We start from the raw sequence: 18,308 nt of genomic DNA, 5'->3' as shown, positions 1-18,308 counted from the left end.
GTGTCACGGGCCACCAGTGGATGGAAAGCTATACGACGCCGAACCGACCACGAGTATATAAGCAGATGTCTCAGGAGGGATACGACCACGCGACGGTCGAAGAACGCTGGCAGGAGGCGTGGGAGGACGCAGACGTGTACCACGTCCCGGACGACGCCGACGATCCGACGTACGTCCTCGGGATGTACCCGTATCCGTCCGGGAAGCTCCACATGGGGCACGTCCGCAACTACACCATCACGGACGCGTACGCCCGCTACCGACGGATGCGCGGCGACGACGTGCTCCACCCGATGGGGTGGGACGCGTTCGGGCTGCCCGCCGAGAACGCCGCCAAGGAGCGCGACACGAACCCCCGCGACTGGACGTTCGACTGCATCGACACGATGCGCGGGCAGATGAAGTCGATGGGGTTCGGCTACGACTGGGACCGCGAGGTCACCACCTGTACCCCCGAGTACTACCGGTGGAACCAGTGGCTGTTCCGCCGCTTCCACGAGGCCGGCCTAGTGGAGCGGCGCGACGCCGAGGTGAACTGGTGTCCCTCCTGTGAGACCGTCCTCGCCGACGAGCAGGTCGAGGGCGACGCGGAGCTGTGCTGGCGCTGTGACACCCCCGTCGAGACCCGCGAGCTCGACCAGTGGTTCCTGAAGATAACCGAGTACGCCGACGAGCTGCTGGAGGCCATCGACGAGCTGGAGGGGTGGCCCGACTCCGTCCGGCAGATGCAGCGCAACTGGATCGGGCGCCAGTACGGGAGCGAGGTCGACTTCGAGGTGGAGGGCCACGGCCCCGTCACCGCGTTCACGACCCGGATCGACACGATCCACGGCGCGACGTTCTTCGCCGTCGCGCCCGACCACCCGATCGCCGAGGAACTGGCCGCGGAGGACGACGACGTGCGGCGGTTCATCGAGGAGGAGGCCGACCCCGACGGCGACGAGCCGAACGGCGTCGAGACCGGCCTCACGGCCACCAACCCCGTCACGGGCGAGGAGATACCCGTCTACGTCGCCGACTTCGTCCTCTCGGACGTGGGGACGGGCGCGCTGATGGCGGTCCCTGGCCACGACGAGCGCGACCACGCGTTCGCGACGAAGAAGGGCGTCGAGATCCGGCCCGTGATCGCGCCGGAACCGGACGACTGGGACGGCGAGACGGTCCCCGACGCGCCCGACGTGGACGAGGCGGCGTTCACCGACGACGGCGTCGTGATCGACTCCGGCGAGTACACCGGCCTCGACAGCGAGACCGCGCGGGAACGGATTACGGAGGACACCGAGGGCGCGAGCGAGGCGACCCAGTACCGCCTGCGCGACTGGGGCATCTCCCGGCAGCGCTACTGGGGGACGCCGATCCCGATCGTCAACTGCGACGACTGCGGGGCGGTCCCGGTGCCCGACGAGGACCTGCCCGTCGAGCTGCCGGAGTTCATCAACACGACCGGCAACCCGCTGGACGCGGCCGACGAGTGGCAGGCGACGACCTGCCCCGAGTGCGGCGGGCCCGCGACCCGCGAGACGGACACGATGGACACGTTCGTCGACTCCTCGTGGTACTTCCTGCGGTACGTCTCGCCGGATCTGACGGACGCCCCGTTCGACCTGGAGCGCGCGAACGACTGGATGCCGGTCGACCAGTACGTCGGCGGCATCGAGCACGCCGTGATGCACCTGCTGTACTCGCGGTTCTTCACGAAGGTGCTGGCCGACGAGGAGGGCCTCGACCACCGCGAGCCGTTCACGAACCTGCTGGCGCAGGGGATGGTCCAGCTGGAAGGCGAGAAGATGTCGAAGTCGAAGGGGAACGTCGTCTCGCCCCAGCGGATCGTCGACGAGTACGGCGCCGACACCGCGCGGCTGTTCATGATGGAGGCCGCCCAGCCCGAGCGCGACTTCGACTGGTCCGAGGAGGGCGTCCGCTCCACGCACCGCTTCCTGACCCGCCTCAGCGACCTCGTCGAGGCGTACGCCACGGGCGAGGTGGCGCTCGCCGGCGACGGCGACGCCGAGGCCGCCGACCGCGACGAGATCGACGACTACGTCGCCGACGAGACCGACGCCGCGGTCGCCATCGCGGGCGCTGAGTACGACGACCTGACGTTCAACGTCGCGCTGCGGGAGGCCCAGGAGCTGGTCCGCACCCTCCGGAGCTACCGCGAGGGCGCCGACCCGCACCCGGCCGTCTTCGAGCGCGGGCTGGACGTGGCCGTGCGCCTGCTCGCGCCGGTCGCGCCGCACCTGGCCGAGGAGCTGTGGGAGACGCTCGGCCGCGACGGGTTCGTCGCCGAGGCCGAGTGGCCGACCGCGAGCGTCGACCGCGACACCGTCGAGCGCCGGCGCCGGCTGGTCGCGAACACCCGCGAGGACGTGCGCGACATCGTCGACGTCGCGGGGATCGAGGACCCCGAGCGGATCGACGTGGTCGTCGCCCCCGACTGGAAGTACGACGCCCTGTCGATCGCGATCGACAGCGACGCCGACAACCTGATCTCCGAGCTGATGGCCGAGGACCACATCCGCGAGCGGGGCGACGACGCCGCCTCGTACGGCCAGGACCTCCAGGCGAACCGCGAGGCGCTGCGGGAGACCCTCGACGGCGACGCCGAGTACGACGCCCTGCGCGCGGCCGCGTGGCTGATCGAGCGCGAGTTCGACGCGCCGGTCCGCGTCGAGCGCGCCGCCGACGCCGACGAGGGCGTGGTGAGCAAGGCGGAGCCCGGTCGCCCCGCCATCGACATCGTCGAGTAGCGGCCGACGCCCGGCGAGGGATCCGGCGGGCGCGGCCGCCCCCGGAAACGCTTAGTCGCCGGCGCGGTCCCTTCCCGTATGGACGATCCGTACGCTCCCGCGCGCGAGGCGCTCGCGGGCGAGGGGCTCGGTAGCGGCGGCGGCGAGGACGGCACCGACGGGGATGCGGCCGGCGCCGACCCCGCCGTCGTCGCCGCCCGGCTCGACGACGCGGACCCGCTCGCCGGGTTCGCGGACCGGTACCGGATCCCGGACGACCTGCTCTACATGGACGGCAACTCGCTCGGCCCCGCGAGCGACGCCGCCCTCGCGAGCCTCGACCGCGTCGTCGACGAGTGGCGCGACCTGCTGATCGCGGGGTGGACCGACGCCGACCCGCCGTGGTTCGAGGTCGGCGAGCGGCTGGGCGACGCGCTCGCGCCGTTGGTGGGCGCCGACCCGAGCGAGGTGGTCGTCGGCAACTCGATCACGGTGAACATCCATACGCTCGTTGGCACCTTCCTCGACGAGCTGCTGGCCGGGAACGGCCCGGACCGCGAGGGGTTCGAGCGCGCCGACGGTGAGTGGGCGCCGGGCGGCGACCCCGAGGTCGACCCCGCGATTCTCGTCAACGAGCTCGACTTCCCCTCGGACCACTACGCGATCCGCGCCCAGCTCCGGCAGCGGGGGATCGACCCCGACGAGAAGCACCGGGTCGTGCCGAGCCGCGACGGGCGGACGATCGACCCCGAAGACGTCGAGGCCGCGCTGGACGCGCACGACGACGTGGGGATCGTCTTCATGCCGACCGCGCTGTACCGGTCGGGGCAGCTGTTCGACGTGGAGCGGATCACCGAGGCGGCCCACGAGGCGGGCGCGTACGCCGGCTTCGACGCGGCCCACTCCGCGGGCGCCGTCCCGCACGAGTTCGACGCGGCGGGCGTCGACTTCGCGGTCTGGTGTACGTACAAGTACCTCAACGCGGGCCCCGGGTCGATCGGCGCGCTGTTCGTCGCGGAGCGGCACCACGGGCTCACGCCCGCGCTGGCCGGCTGGTGGGGCCACGAGAAGGCGACGCAGTTCGAGATGAACATGACCTACACGCCGGCCGACTCCGCGGGCGCGTGGCAGATCGGCACGCCGCCGCTGCTCGCGGCCGCGCCGCTGGAGGGCTCCGTCGAGCTCCTCCGAGAGGCCGGGATCGAGCGCCTGCGCGAGAAGTCGCTCGCCCTGACGGACTTCCTCATCGCCCTCGTCGACGACCGACTCCCCGCGGTCTCGGTCGGGACGCCGCGCGAGCGCGACGCCCGCGGCGGCCACGTCGCCCTCGAACACCCCGAGGCGGAGCGGCTGAGCGCGGCGCTGAAGGACTGCGGCGTCGTCGTCGACTTCCGGCCGCCGAACGTGGTGCGCGTCTGTCCCGCGGCCCCGTACACCTCCTTTGCCGACGTACTCGAGGTGGTCGACGAGATCGAGGCGATCCTCGACGGCGGCGCGCACGAGAAGTACGCGACGAGCGAGGGCGGCGTGACGTAGCGGGCGCGAGACCTCTCGGATCGGAATTACTTATATTCCGGCCGGGTAACTCAGACGCATGAACGGTCGACAGGGACCGCCCTCCGAGTCGGAAGCCGATCTCGCGGTCGGGGACGAGGAGCGGGGCGTCTACGAGACGATCTTCTGCGAGATGGAGGACGCGGTCTTCCTGATCGACGTCGAGGCCGGAAACGCGGGGTACGACTTCCGGTTCCGACGGACCAACGCGTCTCACCAACGGAACACCGGTATCTCCCTCGAAGAGATCCGCGGCAAGACGCCGCGGGAGCTGCTGGGCGAGGAGCAGGGCGCGGCGGTCGCGGAGAACTACCGCCGCTGCGTCGAGGCCCGCGAGACGATCGAGTACGAGGAGGCGCTCGCGCTGCCGGAGGGGCGGAAAGAGTGGCAGACGCGGCTGAGCCCGGTCGTCGACGAGGGATCGGTGACGCGGATCGTCGGCGTCGCTCGCGACGTCACGGAGCAGCGAGAGCGGGAGCGGACGGTCCAACGGATCAAAGACCGACTCGAACTCGCGGTCGAAGGCGCGAACCTCGGCGTCTGGGACTGGGACATGACCACTGACGAAGTCGAGTTCAACGACCAGTGGGCGGAGATGCTGGGCTACTCGCTCGACGAGATCGAGCCGCACCTCGACGCGTGGGAGCGCCGCGTCCATCCCGACGACCTCCCGGCGGTCGAGGACGCTCTGTCGGCCCACGTCGACGGCGAGACCGAGTACTACGACGCGGAACACCGGATGCGGACCGCGTCGGGCGAGTGGAAGTGGATCCGTGACATCGGGAAGGTGGTGGAGCGCGACGAGGACGGCGGACCGGTGCGCGCGGTGGGGATCCACCTCGACGTCGATGAGCAGAAGCGACGGGAGGAGGAGCTGCGACGGACCCGACGACTGATCGAGCGAACGCAGGAGAGCGCGTCGATCGGGTGGTGGGAGGTCGACCTGGTCGACGAGTCGCTGACGTGGAGCGACGAGGTGTACCGCATCCACGAGCTACCGACGACGGAGCCGGTCGAGCTGGAGGACGGAATACAGTTCTATCATCCGGACGACCGCGACGCCATCGAGAGCGCCTTCGAGCGGCTACGAACGGAGGGCGAGTCGTACGACCTCGAGCTGCGGATCGTCACGGCGACCGGTGAGACCCGGTGGGTCAGAGCCATCGGCGACCCTCAGTTCGGCGAGGACGGAGCGGTCACCGGAGCGCTCGGACTGTTCCAAGACATCACGGAGCGGAGAGAGTACGAGGCCGCCCTCGAATCGACGCGCGAGGAGCTCCGGCAGATCATCGACCTGGTGCCGGACCTCGTGTTCGTGAAGAACCGCGAGGGCGAGTACCTCCTGGCGAACGAGGCGACCGCGGCGGCGTACGGAAAGACGCCCGAGGAGGTCGAAGGGAGGACCGAGGCAGAGATCATTCCGGACGTCGAAGACTCGGAGGCGTTCCGACAGGACGACTTGGAGGTGATCGAGTCGGGCGAGCCGAAGGCGGTCGGCGAGGAGACGCTGACCACGGCTGACGGGGAGACGCGCATCTTCCAGACGACGAAGATACCGTACGAGGCCCCGGACACCGGCGAGGACGCGGTGTTGGGGTACGCCCGCGACGTGACGGAACTCAAGGAGTACGAGCGGACGCTGGAGGAACAGCGGGACAACCTCAAGCTCCTGAACCAGGTCGTCCGCCACGACATCCGGAACCAGCTGATGGTCGTCGAGTCGTACACCGAGTTCCTCGAAGAGTCGCTGCCGGACGAGCAGAGTCGGAGGTACGCGCGGACCGTCATCGGCGCGGCGCGGCAAGCCGCAGACATCACGGAGACCGCCAGAGACGTCACCGACGTACTGCTACAGGTCGGTACCGACCAGACGCCGGTCGACCTCCGCACCGAACTCACCGAGCAGATCGAACAGATCCGGTCGGACAAAGACCGCGCGACGGTCACCGTGGACGAGACGATTCCGGACGTGACGGTGTTGGCGGACGACCTGCTGGAGGCGGCGTTCCGGAACCTCCTGACGAACGCCGTCGTCCACAACGACAAGGACGTGGCGGAGATCACGGTGTCGACCAGCGTGTCGGACGAGACGGTGCGCGTGTCGATCGCGGACAACGGTCCCGGGATCGCGGACGACCACAAGGCGCAGATCTTCCAGGAGGGCGAGAAGGGACTCGAAAGCGGTGGAACGGGGATCGGGCTGTACCTCGTCAAGACGCTCGTCGACAGGTACGGCGGCGACGTGTGGGTCGAGGACAACGAGCCGACCGGGAGCGTGTTCACCGTCGAGCTCCGCCGCGCCGACTGAGCGCGTCGGGGCGGGGCGACGGCCCGGACGGCGTGAGCGGATCGATCGCGCACGGCGACGGGCTTAATCGCCCGAGCGCCCAATCGAGAACGATCACACAATGGCGGAACCGTCGGGCATGGACGCGTTCGCGCACCTCGGGAGCGAGGTCCGCGAGGCGCTCTCGGACCGGGGGTTCACGACGCCCACGGAGCCCCAGCGCGAGGCGATCCCGCCGCTCGCGGCCGGGCGGAACGCGCTCGTCTTAGCCCCCACCGGCACCGGGAAGACGGAGACCGCGATGCTCCCCGTCTTCGACGCGCTCGCCGAGGCCCGAAACTCGCCCGGCGACCCGCCCCGCGAGGGGATCTCCGCGCTGTACATCACCCCCCTCCGCGCGCTCAACCGCGACATGATGGACCGGCTGGAGTGGTGGGGCGAGACCCTCGGCGTCGAGGTCGCGGTGCGCCACGGCGACACCACGCAGTACGAGCGCTCGAAGCAGGCCGACGACCCGCCGGACGTGCTCATCACGACGCCGGAGAGCCTCCAAGCGATCTTGACGGGCTCGAAGATGCGCGTCGCCCTCGAAGACGTCGCGCACGTCGTGGTCGACGAGGTCCACGAGCTGGCCTCGGCGAAGCGGGGCGCCCAGCTCACGGTCGGCATGGAGCGGCTCCGCCGCGTCGCGGGGCCGTTCCAGCGGATCGGGCTCTCCGCGACGGTGGGCGACCCCGACGAGGTGGGGCGGTTCCTCGTCGGGACGGGGACGCGGGACCCGGACCGCGAGGGAGACCGCGACTTCGAGACGGTCGAGGTCGCGGCCGGGACGCGGACCGACGTGCGCGTCCTCGACCCCGAGATTACGGACCGCGACACGACGCTCGCGGGCGAACTCGCGGTCGACGAGACGACCGCGAGCCACGTGCGGACGATCCGCGAGATCGTCGCGGACAACGAGTCGACGCTGATCTTCGTCAACACGCGACAGACCGCGGAGGCGCTCGGCTCGCGGTTCAAGACGCTCGCGGAGAAGGAGCGGGAGCGCGGGGTCGACGCCCCCACCGAGATCGAGCTCCACCACGGGTCGCTCTCGAAGGAGGTCCGGATCGACGTGGAGGACCGCTTCAAGTCGGGCGACCTCGACGGGCTCGTCTGTACCTCCTCGATGGAGCTCGGGATCGACGTGGGGCGCGTCGACCACGTGGTCCAGTACGGGAGCCCGCGCGAGGTCGCCCGGCTGCTCCAGCGCGTCGGGCGCGCGGGCCACCGCCGCGACCTCGTCTCCGAGGGGACCGTCGTCGCGCAGGGGGGCGACGACACCCTCGAAGCGATGGCCATCGCGCGGCGGGCGGGCGAGGAGCTCGTCGAGCCCGCGAACATCCACCACGGCAGCCTCGACACGGTCGCGAACCAGATCGTCGGCCTCGTGATGGACGAGGGGGAGCTCCACGCCCGGGAGGCGTATCGGACGATCACGGACGCCTACCCATTCAGGGACCTCTCCGAGCCGCGGTTCCAGGAGGTCGTCCGCGAGCTCGACGGGAACCGGCTGCTGTGGCTCGACGAGGAGACGGACACGCTGGAGAAGTCGGGCGGCACCTGGCAGTACTTCTACGCGAACCTCTCGATGATCCCCGACGAGGCAACCTACGAGGTGTACGACATGTCCTCGCGGCGGGGTATCGGGACCTTAGACGAGCAGTTCGTCGTCAACTTCGCCGGCCCGGGCGAGACGTTCGTCCAGCGCGGCGAGATGTGGCGGATCACCGAGATCGACGAGGAGGAGGAGCGCGTGAACGTGACGCCGATCCCGGACCCGACCGGCGAGGTCCCCTCGTGGGTGGGCCAGGAGATCCCCGTCCCGAAGCCCGTCGCCGAGGAGGTGGGCCGGATCCGCGGCGAGGCCGCGGCCGCGCTGGAGGCCGGGTCGACTCCCGAGGCCGTCGCCGCCGACCTCGCCGAGCGATACCCGACCGACGCGGAGACGGTCGCGGCCGCGCTGAAGTCCGTCGTCGACCACGTCGACGCCGGCCACCCGGTCCCCACGGACGAGCGGATCGTGATCGAGGGGAGCGCGCGCACCGTCGCGGTCAACGCCGCCTTCGGGCACGAGGTCAACGAGACGCTCGCGCGCCTGCTCGCGGCGCTGGTCGGCCAGCGCGCCGGCTCGTCGGTCGGGATGGACGTCGACCCGTACCGGATCGAGTTCGAGGTCCCCGGCGGCGTCGGCCCCGGGACGTTCCGCGAGGTGCTGGAGACGACCGACCCCGACCGGCTGGAGGCGTACCTCGAACTCGCGGTGAAGAAGTCCGACGCGCTGAAGTTCACGCTCGCGCAGGTCGCCGCGAAGTTCGGCGCCGTCAAGCGGTACAAGGAGGGGAGAGGGAAGTTCGGCGGCGACCGCCTGCTCGCCGCCCTCGAAGACACCCCGGTCTACGACGAGGCGCTCCGCGAGGTGTTCCACGCCGACCTCGCTGTGCCGGAGACCGCGGACCTGCTCGCGGCGGTCCAAGAGGGCTCGCTCGACCTCGCGATCGCCCGCGAGCGGACGCCGCTCGGCACCGCGGGCCGGTCCGCCGGCACGGAGTTCCTCGTCCCCGACAACGCCGACGCCGACGTGATCGAGACGGTCAGAGAGCGCATTCAGGACGACCGCGTCATCCTCTTTTGTCTCCACTGTACGGACTGGAAACACACGACGAAGGTCCGGCGCGTCCGCGACCAGCCCGAGTGCCCCGAGTGCGGGTCGACGCGGATCGCGGCGCTGAACCCGTGGGACGACGAGACGGTCGCCGCGGTGCGCGCGCCCGAGAAGGACGACGAGCAGGAGCGCCGCACCGAGCGCGCCCACCGCGCCGCGAGCCTCGTCCAGACCCACGGGAAACGGGCGGTGATCGCCCTCGCCGCCCGCGGCGTCGGCCCGCACAACGCCGCGCGGATCATCAATAAGCTCCGCGAGGACGAAGACGAGTTCTACCGCGACGTGCTCCGCCAGGAGCGGGAGTACGCGCGCACGCAGTCGTTCTGGGACTAGTTCGCGGACACGCTCTTTTTTGTGTGGCACGGCCGAAGCGAGGGCATGGACCTCTCCGCCGCCGTCTCGGCAACGACAGCGACCCTCCGTCGCCGCCCCGCACAGCTCCTCCCCTTCTACCTCCTCGGCACCGCGGTCCCGGTGATCGCCCGCCTCGGCACGTTCGCCGCGCTGGCGGGGATCTACCTCCACCTCGAACTCTCCGGGCGGCTCGCGGCCGCCGGCGACGCCCTCGCCGGGGTCGAGCCCCCGCCGGAGACGCAGGACCCGGAGGCGCTTCAGGCGTGGGCCGAGGGCCTGACGCCCGCGTTCGAGCCCCTGTTGACGCCGACGGTCGGGGCCCTGTTCGTCGCCGGCGTGCTCGCCTCGGTCGCCCTCGCGATAGTCGCGTACGCCGTCGTCTCGGCCGGGCAGCTCTCCGCGGTCATCGCGAGCCTCCGCGACGAGCGGGGGCTCGTCGGCGGGATCGCCGGCGCGCGGTCCCGCTGGCTCACGTTCCTCGGGGTGTACGTCGCCGAGCTCCTCCTCTGGATCGCCGTCGTCGCGCTCGGGTCGATCGCGGTCGGCGCGGCGTTCCTCGCGAACCCGTTCCTCGGCGCCGCGGTCGCAGTCGCCGCCCTGCTCGTCGGGTTCGTCGCCTTAGCGCTCGTCCGGATCCTGTTCGCGTTCGCGCCGGTCGCCGTCGTCGTCGACGACGCCGGCGTGGTCGGCGCGGTCGAGGGCGCGGGCGGCTTCGTGCGCTCGAACCCCGTCGACGCCGCCGCCTACCTCGTGGTCGCGATCGGCTCGCTGGTCGCCGTCGCGTCGGTCGCCTCCGGGCTCGCGTTCCTCGGCGGCGGCCCCGTCGTGGCGCTCGCCAGCGCGGTCGTCGTCGCGCCCGCGCTCGACCTGCTGAAGACCGTCCTCTACGGCGACTACCGCGGCACGGTCGACCCCGTCTCGCCGCCCGAGGCCGGCGTCAGAGCGCAGTTCGTCGGCGGGGCCCGCCGCGGCTGGCGGGCGCTCGGGAGCTTCGTCCGGTCGACGCCCGGCCACCACGCCCTCGCGCTCGGGGTGGCCGTCGGCTTCGGCGCGCTCGGCTGGCTGGCCGCCGCGCCGTTCGCCGAGACGGTCCCGACCTCGATCGAGTCGCGGCTCGTCGGGCAGATCCCGCCCGTGGCGACGCTGACGTACTTCGGGAACAACTGGGGCGTCGCGATCGCGACCGCCTTCTCCGGGACGGGGTTCGTCCTCCCCGCGCTCTCGTCGCTCGCGTTCAACGGCCTCGCGCTCGGCGCCACCGCCGCCTTAGAGGAGAACCTCCCCGCGCTCGTCGCGTTCGTGGTCCCCCACGGGATCTTCGAGATCCCCGCGCTCGTCGCCTCGGGCGCGCTGGGCGTCCACCTCGGCGCGGTCTCGTGGCGGACGTTCCGCGGCCGCGCGAGCCGCGAGCGGCTCGCCGACGCCTTGGAGACCGCGTTCTGGGTGACGGTCGGGCTCGGAATCCTGTTCGGCGTCGCCGCCGTCATCGAGGGGTTCGTCAGCCCGTTCTACTGGCGGCCGTTCCTGTGAGCGACGGCGACCGCCGCCCCGGCGGCCTCCGTCACCGCGCCGGAACGGGGCGCTGACGCCGCCCGCAGCCTTATTACCGCGCGGTCGAAGCGACGGTATGACACCGCTCGTCGCCGTCATCCTCGTCGGCGTCCCGCTCGCGTGGCTCGTCGGCTTCGCCGCCTACGCGTACGTCGACGCGCCCAAGTACGGGATGGATCCGCGGAAGTGGGCGCTGATCGCCTTCTTCGTCCCGCTGTTCGGCTTCTTCGCGTACGTGTTCGAGCGGGACGAGCGCGACTACGACCCGGAGACCGACCCGTACGCCGGCGGCGACGACGGCCGCACCGGCGGCTTCGCCGTCCACGAGTCGCGGCAGGGAGAAGAGCGGCTCGGCCCGGCGGGCACGGAGGCGGACGACGGCGACGACGACGAGTGGAACGACCCGGACGGGGTCGACCTGTAGGCGCTCGGCGACCGGGAGCGCACCGCTCGACGCGCGTCCGCTCAGAGCGCGTCGATCAGGGCCTTCCGGCGCCGGTCGAGGTCGAACGCGGCGTCGGCGGCGTCGAGCCGGCCGAGGAACGCGAACACGTCCGCGCCCGCCCCCTCGGCGTGACGGACCAGGGCCTCGATCGACGCGCGGTTCGTGGCGAACGACTCCAGCTTCCCGCAGCAGAGCGCCAGGGCGATCCCGGCCTCGCCGGACGGGAAGGCGGGGTCGACGCGGGCGAGGTCGGGGTCGTCGGTCGCCGCGTCCGCGACGCCCGCCTCGTCGGCCGCGGCGACGCGCAGACACCGCGTACAGATCGCCGCCGGATCGGCGGGGGCGTGTTCGCGGAGCGCCGACGGCACCGCGAAGGTGACGGCCTCGGCGTCGCAGTGTGGACAGGACACGCCCGTCGCTACGAGCGGGGCGGGCTAAAAGCCGACGGCGGGAAAACGAGCGGCGACCGGCGCGGAAGCGGTGATGGCGATTCGAGAGCGGCGCCGCGAGGGCGTCAGTCGGCGGGCTCGGGCTCTTCGGTCTCCGCGGCCGCGACCTCCGCGGTCGCCTCCTCGGCCTCCGCCCGCTCTTCTTCCTCCTTCTTCGCTTTGATCTTCTTCATGCGGAAGATCTCCTCGCGCTCCTGTTCTTCGAGCTTCTGCTCGATGTACTCCTGGTTCTCGTAGAGCGTCGGGAGCAGCGTGAACTCCAAGGCGTTCACGCGGCGCTTCGTGGTCTCGATCTCGGTGAGCATCTTCTTCATCGCCGTCTCGACCTCGGCCGCGAGGATGATCTTCTCTAACAGCTCCTCGTAGGCGTCGGCCGCCTCGTCGATCCGGGCCGAGGAGCCCAGCAGGCCGTAGCCCCGCTCGTCGAGGCTCTTCTGGACCTTCGAGGACTCGATCTGCGGGACCACGACGCCCATGATGTTCTTCGACTGCGTCGTGATCTCGGGGTGCTCTTTCAGCGCCGCGGCCGCGCCGCGGACGGCGACGTCGCCCTCCATCGCGCGGGCCATGTCGATCTTGCGCTGGGCCGTCTCGTAGTTCTCGGAGACCTCGGACCGGACGTCCTGCGCCTGGTCGAGGATGTCCATGAACTCCATGATGAGCCCGTCGCGCTTCTGTTCGAGCGTGTCGTGACCGCGCTCGGAGAGCTCGATGCGGTCCTCGATCGCCATCAGGTTCTTCCGCGTCGGTTTGACGTCCTTGGCCATCTTGGGGGAAGCTTCCGCTCCGAGGCGGTTAATTCTTTTCAGACGCGGCGGATCGGCGGTCGCGAGCCGCGACCGGATCCGAGCGTCCGGCGGCGGCGACCCGAGTAGCGAGACCGAACCGGGGGCCGAGCCCGGAACGCTCGGAACCGGCGCGCACCCTGGTCAGCGTCGGCGCCACCCGGCGTACCCGAGCGCGCCGACGGCGATCAGCGCGAGGGTCGGCGCCAGCGGGGTCGGCAGCGATCCGGCGGTCGAGTTGGCGGTGGGCGCAAAGGTGGCCGAGAACCCGGTGAGGTCCGTCCCGGGCTCCCAGGCGGCCCCGGCGTCGGTCGTCGCGGCCGCGGGGACGCTCGCGTTCGCGACCGCGTAGCCGTCCGGACCGACGAGGACGAACGCCCGGTCCGGACGGAAGTCGCTCGCGAACGGCTCGGCGACGGTGAGTCGGTGGCCGTCGACCGCCGCGAGGTTCGACCACGAGGCGGTGAGCCGGATCGTCCCCACGTCGGCCGCCGTCGAGACGGTCGCCTCGGCGTCTGAGACGCGCATCTCGCGGCCGGTCGCGTCCACGGTCCGCGCCGCCACTGCGGAGAGCCGATCGCGGAACCGCGCCGTCGCGTTGGCGGCGTCGCCGTCGATCCGCTCGAAGGCGGCCGCCTCGTCCGCGTCCGTGAGGTCGTACGTGAGTCGAAGCGTCACGGTCGCGTCGCCGTCAGCGGCGACGGCGACGACGAACGCCGACCGGTTCGCCCCGACGAGCGAGTCGGCCTCGGACACCGCGACCGACCCGTCGGCGGTGGTCGCCGGGCTGTCGGCGGCCGGGCCGATATCGGTCGCCCCCGCGGCGCCGCCGACGGCGATCACGGCGAGGAGCGTCAGCACGGCGACCGCTGCGACCGGTCGCGCTCGCGGCGACATCAGTCGTCGTCCTCCGACTCGTCGCTGTCGTCTTCGTCCTCGTCGCCGCTGTCGTCTTCGTCTTCGCTCTCGGCGTCATCGCGTTCCTCGTCGTCGCTCACGTCTCCGTCGTCACGCTCATCGTCATCCTCACGCTCGTCGTCGTCCTCGCGCTCGTCGTCGTCCTCACGCTCGTCGTCGCCCTCGTCTTCGCTCTCGTCCGCTTCCTGGTCCTCGTCTTCGCGCTCATCGTCGTCCTCGTCGATCTCCCGTTCGTCGACGTCGATGTCGCCCGCCGCGAGCGTGCCGTCCGAGCCGGGCTCGAACGACAGCTCCGCCTCGAACGCGCCCTTGAACAGCGTCACCTCGAACTCGTCTTCGTCGGGGGCGCCGAACGAGACCCGACCGTCAGCGTCCGTCTCGCCGACGCGCTCCCCGTCGACGAGGACGGTCACGTTCGGGGCGGGCTCGCCGTCGTAGGCGACCGCGACGGTCGCGGTGCCGTTGTCGACGGACCCGGTGACCGAGAGCCGCTCGCCGATCGCCGCGTCGGCCGCCTCGTCGGCGTCGGTCGCCCGGAGCCGCAGTTCCAGTTCGCCTTCGCCGTCCCCGGCTTCGGCCTCGATCTCGGCCTCCTCCGCGTCGGGCAGCGTCAGCGTGATCCGGCCGTCGGCGTCGGTCTCGCCGACGATCCGGTCGCCGAGCGTAACCGTCGCGTTCGCGACCGGGTCGCCGCCGGCCGCGACGGCGAGCGTCACCGTCTCGTTCGGCGCCGCCGTCCCGTCGGCGATCGTGATCGACAGCGGCCGGTCCTCGTCGCCCTCGTCCCCGTCGTCGTCGCGCTCGCGCGGTTCCAGCTCCTCTTCGAGCGCGAACACGGTGCCGGTCTCGCCGTCGACACTGACCTCGGCCTCGCCGGTCGCGTTCGGGCCGCGGAAGGCGAACTCGAACTCGTAGTAGCCGTCGTCGTCGCGGTCGGCCGAGCGGAGCGCCCACGACCCGTCGAGGTCGTCGGCGAGCGCGTCGGTCGCGGCCGCGACGGCGTCGCTCTGACTCACCGCGAACGTCCCGTTGCCGGGGCGGTCGCGCACGAACTCACGGGAGCGCTCGCCGTCGTCGCCCTCGACTTTGATCGAGAGGCCGGCCTCGCCGTCGTCGACGGTGAACGCGCCGCGCCGCTCGCCGGTGTACTGCGCGAGCAGGGCGCGGGCGCCGCCGTCGGCGACGCGGTTCAGCCGGTCCCGCGCCGCCTCGTTGGCGCTGCGGTCGTAGCCGGCCGCGCGGAGCTCGAACGCCGAGACGTCGTCTGCGCGGTCGTCGAGCCGGTCGAACCCGCGCTGGACCGTGGCCGCGCGGCCGGCGAGCGCCGCGAGCCGCTGCGCGAACTCGCCGCGCGTCAGGTTTCCGGCCGCGTAGGCCTCGCGTGCCGCGTCGCGGTCGGCGACGACGGCGTCGGCGCGGTCCCGGAGGGTCTGCGCCTGCTCGGCGAGCAGCGCCGCGCGCTCGGACTCCGTCCCGGACTCGAACGCCGCGGCGAGCGACGCCGCCTCCACCTCGGCGCTCACCTCGTCGTCGGTGACGGCGATCACCGTCGCCAGCTGCTGGCCGACGGTCGCCCGCTCGGTCGCCCCGCCCGCCGCGGAGCCGTTCCGCGTCGAGTCGTCGTCCGCGGTCTGGTCAGTCGCCTGTGCCGCCGCCGGGCCGTCGGTCGCCGGTGCCGCGAGCGCTCCGCCGGGCACCGCCGCCCCGAGGAGGCTCACGGCCACGAGGACCGCCAGGAGTTGTCGCGCTCTCATCGTCGCCGACGAGGGGCGGCACCCACATATACCGGGTCGACCGTGGCGGTGAGTTTCGCACCGTTTCGATCGATTCCGCCTCGATACGGGACGGTTGCGCCGAGTTTCGTCGCGTTTCACGCCGTGAGGGCGGGAGCATCTGTGGATTTAACTCCGGTCGCTGAGTAACGTGTGGCAATGCCACCGAGGGGACCGGGGCCGCGCGCGCTCGCGGCGGTCGCGGTCGCGCTGTGCTGTCTCGTCGCCGCGACGCCGCCCCCCGTCGCCGCGCAGTCGGTCGCCGCGCCGCAGGTCGGCGATCAGCCGGATCCCGACAACACGATCACCCGGATCGACCTCGCCGCCGACGGGAGCGCGACGTGGGAGATCACCTTCCGCACTCGGCTCGAAAACGACACCGAGACGGCGGAGTACGAGCGGTTTCAGGAGCGGTTCCGGTCGAACACCAGCCGGTACCTCGGCCCGTTCGCGGAGCGGATGCGCGGGGTCGTCGCGGCCGCGAACGACTCCTCACCGCGGGCCATGCGGGCGACCGGCTTCGCCGCCGAGACGGCGATCCAGGAGGTGCCACGACGCTGGGGGATCGTCCGCTTCCGGTTCGCGTGGACCGGTTTCGCAGCCGTGGAGGACGACGCCGTCGTCGCCGGCGACGTGTTCGGCGGCGGCTTCTTCATTAGCGAGGACGACACGCTGGCGGTCGCCGCGCCCGACGGCTACGTCGTCGAGTCGGCGTCGCCCGCGCCGGACGAGACCGCGGAGGGCGTCGTCGAGTGGCGGGGCCGGGAGGACTTCGACGACGGACGCCCCCGCGTCCGCGCCGTGCCGACCGCCGGTAGCGGTGCGACGGGTGGCGACGACGGCCCCGGGACGGGCGACGACGGCGGGAGCGGCGTCCCCGCGGTCGCGCTCGGACTCGGTTCGGTCCTCCTCGTCGCCGCGCTCGCCGCCGCGGCGTACGGGATACGGACCGGGCGCGTGTCGCTCGCCCCGGCGCCCGGCGCCGCGGGCGCGTCAGGGAACGCCGATGCGCCCGCCGCTGCGATCGACGAGATCGGGGCCGCCAGCGTCGAGGACGACGCAGATCCTGCGGCCGACGCCGCCCTCCTCACCGACGAGGACCGCGTGCGGAGCCTCCTCCGCGAGCGGGGCGGACGCATGAAGCAGTCGGCGATCGTCGACGAGCTCGACTGGTCGAAGTCGAAGGCGTCCCGCGTGCTCTCGGGGATGGCCGAGGACGGCGACGTCGAGAAGCTGCGGATCGGCCGCGAAAACGTGATCGATCTGGTCGAGGACGACGGAGAGTAACCGGCCGTCGCCGTCGCTCGCGGCGGGCGAAAAGTGAGAGGAACGAGGGACTCAGTCGGCCGCTTCGAGGACTTCGCGCTCGGACTCGTCCTCGCGGTAGTGCTCCTCGATGAACTCCTCGTCGATCCGGTTGAGGGCGTCCTTCGGCAGCATCGAGAGGAGGTCCCAGCCGATCGAGAGCGTCTCGTCGATGTCGCGGTTCTCGTCGAAGCCCTGGTCGATGAACTCGGACTCGAAGGCGTCCGCGAAGTCGAGGTACTTGTTGTCCAGCTCCGACAGCGCCTCGCGACCGACGATGTTCACGAGGTCGCGGAGGTCCTCGCCCTCCGCGTACGCCGCGAACATCTGGTCTTTCACGTCGGCGTGGTCGGCGCGGGTGAGCCCCTCGCCGATGCCGTCGTCCATCAGCCGCGACAGGCTGGGGAGGACGTTGATCGGCGGCTGGAGGCCCTGGCTGTTGAGGTCGGGGTCGACGTAGATCTGCCCCTCCGTGATGTACCCGGTCAGGTCCGGGATCGGGTGGGTGTCGTCGTCGCCCGGCATCGTGAGGATCGGGATCTGCGTGACCGATCCCTCGCGGCCCTTGATCCGGCCGGCGCGCTCGTACAGCTGCGCCAGGTCGGTGTACATGTACCCGGGGTACCCGCGGCGGCCGGGCACCTCCTCGCGGGCCGCCCCGATCTCGCGGAGCGCCTCGCAGTAGTTGGTCATGTCCGTCAGGATGACGAGGACGTGGTAGTCCTTCTCGAAGGCGAGGTACTCGGCCGTCGTCAGGACCATCCGCGGCGTGACCGTCCGCTCGACGGCGGGGTCGTCCGCGAGGTTCATGAACACGACGGAGCGTTCGAGCGCGCCGGTGCGCTCGAAGTCCTCCATGAACTCGTTGGCCTCCTCCTGGGTGATCCCCATCGCGCCGAAGATGACGGCGAACTCGGAGCCCTCCTCGTCGTCGCCCTCCTCCTCTTCGGGCACGCTGGCCTGCCGCGCGATCTGCATCGCGAGCTCGCTGTGCGGCTGGCCGGAGCTGGAGAAGATCGGGAGCTTCTGCCCCCGGACCAGGGTGTTCATTCCGTCGATGGCGGAGACGCCCGTCTCGATGAACTCCTCGGGGTACTCCCGGGAGTACGGGTTGATCGCCGCGCCGACGATGTCCTGGCGCTCCTCGGGAACGATCTCCGGGCCGTCGTCGATCGGGCGGCCGGAGCCGTCGAGCACCCGCCCGAGGAGGTCCTCGGTGACGGGCATCTTCATCGTCTCGCCCAGGAAGCGGACGGACGCGTCTCGGTCGATGCCTGAGGTGCCCTCGAAGACCTGGATCGCGACCACGTCCTCCGAGGATTCGAGCACCTGTCCGCGCAGCGTCTCCCCCTGTGCCGTCTCGATCTCGACGATCTCGTCGTAGCCGATCGCCTCGTCGACCTCGGCGTACACGAGGGGACCGCTGATCTCGGTGATGGTTTGATACTCTTTCAT

12 protein-coding genes are annotated in these 18,308 nt (G+C 71.4%); 7 read left to right on the top strand and 5 right to left on the bottom strand.

Annotation, left to right across the window (positions count from 1 at the left end):
* The first annotated feature begins 65 nt into the window (after nt 1–65).
* The 6 genes from leuS (at nt 66) to DVK05_RS12255 (ending at nt 11,603) form a co-directional block, all read left to right on the top strand.
* Nucleotides 66–2,750 carry a leucine--tRNA ligase gene (gene leuS / locus DVK05_RS12280; RefSeq protein WP_121563650.1) on the top strand — a complete coding sequence of 895 codons (2,685 nt, stop codon included), beginning with the start codon at nt 66–68 and terminating at the stop codon, nt 2,748–2,750.
* A 78-nt stretch (nt 2,751–2,828) separates the two neighbouring features.
* The gene (gene kynU, locus DVK05_RS12275) at nt 2,829–4,265 is read left to right on the top strand and encodes a kynureninase (protein ID WP_121563648.1); all 1,437 of its coding nucleotides are present in this window, start codon (nt 2,829–2,831) and stop codon (nt 4,263–4,265) included.
* 58 nt (nt 4,266–4,323) lie between these two features.
* Nucleotides 4,324–6,591: a PAS domain S-box protein gene (locus tag DVK05_RS12270; protein ID WP_121563646.1), complete on the top strand. Its 2,268-nt coding sequence runs from the start codon at nt 4,324–4,326 to the stop codon at nt 6,589–6,591.
* A 100-nt stretch (nt 6,592–6,691) separates the two neighbouring features.
* Entirely contained in the window at nt 6,692–9,607 is a 2,916-nt protein-coding gene (locus DVK05_RS12265; protein ID WP_199712324.1) for a DEAD/DEAH box helicase, read from the top strand.
* Between the two features lie 45 nt (nt 9,608–9,652).
* Nucleotides 9,653–11,158: a stage II sporulation protein M gene (locus tag DVK05_RS12260; RefSeq protein ID WP_121563644.1), complete on the top strand. Its 1,506-nt coding sequence runs from the start codon at nt 9,653–9,655 to the stop codon at nt 11,156–11,158.
* Nucleotides 11,159–11,255: 97 nt separating this feature from the next.
* Complete coding sequence (locus tag DVK05_RS12255; protein WP_121563642.1) at nt 11,256–11,603, top strand: PLD nuclease N-terminal domain-containing protein; 348 nt, start codon at nt 11,256–11,258, stop codon at nt 11,601–11,603.
* Between the two features lie 41 nt (nt 11,604–11,644).
* On the opposite strand, the gene DVK05_RS12250 is transcribed toward DVK05_RS12255, so the two are convergent.
* The 4 genes from DVK05_RS12250 to DVK05_RS12235 all read right to left on the bottom strand — a co-directional run bounded on the left by DVK05_RS12250 (nt 11,645) and on the right by DVK05_RS12235 (nt 15,530).
* Nucleotides 11,645–12,034 carry a DUF6276 family protein gene (locus DVK05_RS12250; RefSeq protein WP_121563640.1) on the bottom strand — a complete coding sequence of 130 codons (390 nt, stop codon included), beginning with the start codon at nt 12,032–12,034 and terminating at the stop codon, nt 11,645–11,647.
* A 104-nt stretch (nt 12,035–12,138) separates the two neighbouring features.
* On the bottom strand, nt 12,139–12,840 hold the full coding sequence (locus DVK05_RS12245) for a V-type ATP synthase subunit D (RefSeq protein WP_053772454.1): 702 nt from the start codon (nt 12,838–12,840) through the stop codon (nt 12,139–12,141).
* A 162-nt stretch (nt 12,841–13,002) separates the two neighbouring features.
* A complete protein-coding gene (locus DVK05_RS12240; RefSeq protein WP_233559376.1) occupies nt 13,003–13,755 on the bottom strand; it encodes a hypothetical protein in 753 nt (250 codons plus the stop codon).
* Nucleotides 13,755–15,530, bottom strand: coding sequence for a hypothetical protein (locus tag DVK05_RS12235; protein ID WP_121563636.1), 1,776 nt, complete (start codon nt 15,528–15,530; stop codon nt 13,755–13,757). Before DVK05_RS12235 ends, DVK05_RS12240 begins: the two co-directional genes overlap by 1 nt.
* Nucleotides 15,531–15,707: 177 nt before the next feature.
* Between DVK05_RS12235 and DVK05_RS12230 the strand changes: the two genes are divergently transcribed.
* A complete protein-coding gene (locus DVK05_RS12230) occupies nt 15,708–16,835 on the top strand; it encodes a hypothetical protein (protein ID WP_121563634.1) in 1,128 nt (375 codons plus the stop codon).
* A gap of 51 nt (nt 16,836–16,886) precedes the next feature.
* Here DVK05_RS12230 and DVK05_RS12225 read toward each other — a convergent pair whose 3' ends face one another.
* Nucleotides 16,887–18,308 carry a V-type ATP synthase subunit B gene (locus tag DVK05_RS12225; RefSeq protein WP_053772453.1) on the bottom strand — a complete coding sequence of 474 codons (1,422 nt, stop codon included), beginning with the start codon at nt 18,306–18,308 and terminating at the stop codon, nt 16,887–16,889.

The sequence above is a fragment of the Halorubrum sp. Atlit-8R genome (genome assembly GCF_003666025.1).
Lineage (GTDB): Archaea > Halobacteriota > Halobacteria > Halobacteriales > Haloferacaceae > Halorubrum > Halorubrum salinarum.
Note: the sequence above shows the minus strand (reverse complement) of the source record. Positions and strands in the feature narration are given on the sequence as shown.

Bases quoted from the DNA above. Each gene is read 5' to 3' on its own strand.
- DVK05_RS12270 (WP_121563646.1), top strand. From the start codon at position 4,324: ATGAACGGTCGACAGGGACCGCCCTCCGAGTCGGAAGCCGATCTCGCG.
- DVK05_RS12260 (WP_121563644.1), top strand. From the start codon at position 9,653: ATGGACCTCTCCGCCGCCGTCTCGGCAACGACAGCGACCCTCCGTCGC.
- kynU (WP_121563648.1), top strand. From the start codon at position 2,829: ATGGACGATCCGTACGCTCCCGCGCGCGAGGCGCTCGCGGGCGAGGGG.
- DVK05_RS12240 (WP_233559376.1), bottom strand. From the start codon at position 13,755: ATGTCGCCGCGAGCGCGACCGGTCGCAGCGGTCGCCGTGCTGACGCTC.
- DVK05_RS12265 (WP_199712324.1), top strand. From the start codon at position 6,692: ATGGCGGAACCGTCGGGCATGGACGCGTTCGCGCACCTCGGGAGCGAG.
- DVK05_RS12235 (WP_121563636.1), bottom strand. From the start codon at position 15,530: ATGAGAGCGCGACAACTCCTGGCGGTCCTCGTGGCCGTGAGCCTCCTC.
- DVK05_RS12245 (WP_053772454.1), bottom strand. From the start codon at position 12,840: ATGGCCAAGGACGTCAAACCGACGCGGAAGAACCTGATGGCGATCGAG.
- DVK05_RS12230 (WP_121563634.1), top strand. From the start codon at position 15,708: ATGCCACCGAGGGGACCGGGGCCGCGCGCGCTCGCGGCGGTCGCGGTC.
- leuS (WP_121563650.1), top strand. From the start codon at position 66: ATGTCTCAGGAGGGATACGACCACGCGACGGTCGAAGAACGCTGGCAG.
- DVK05_RS12225 (WP_053772453.1), bottom strand. From the start codon at position 18,308: ATGAAAGAGTATCAAACCATCACCGAGATCAGCGGTCCCCTCGTGTAC.
- DVK05_RS12255 (WP_121563642.1), top strand. From the start codon at position 11,256: ATGACACCGCTCGTCGCCGTCATCCTCGTCGGCGTCCCGCTCGCGTGG.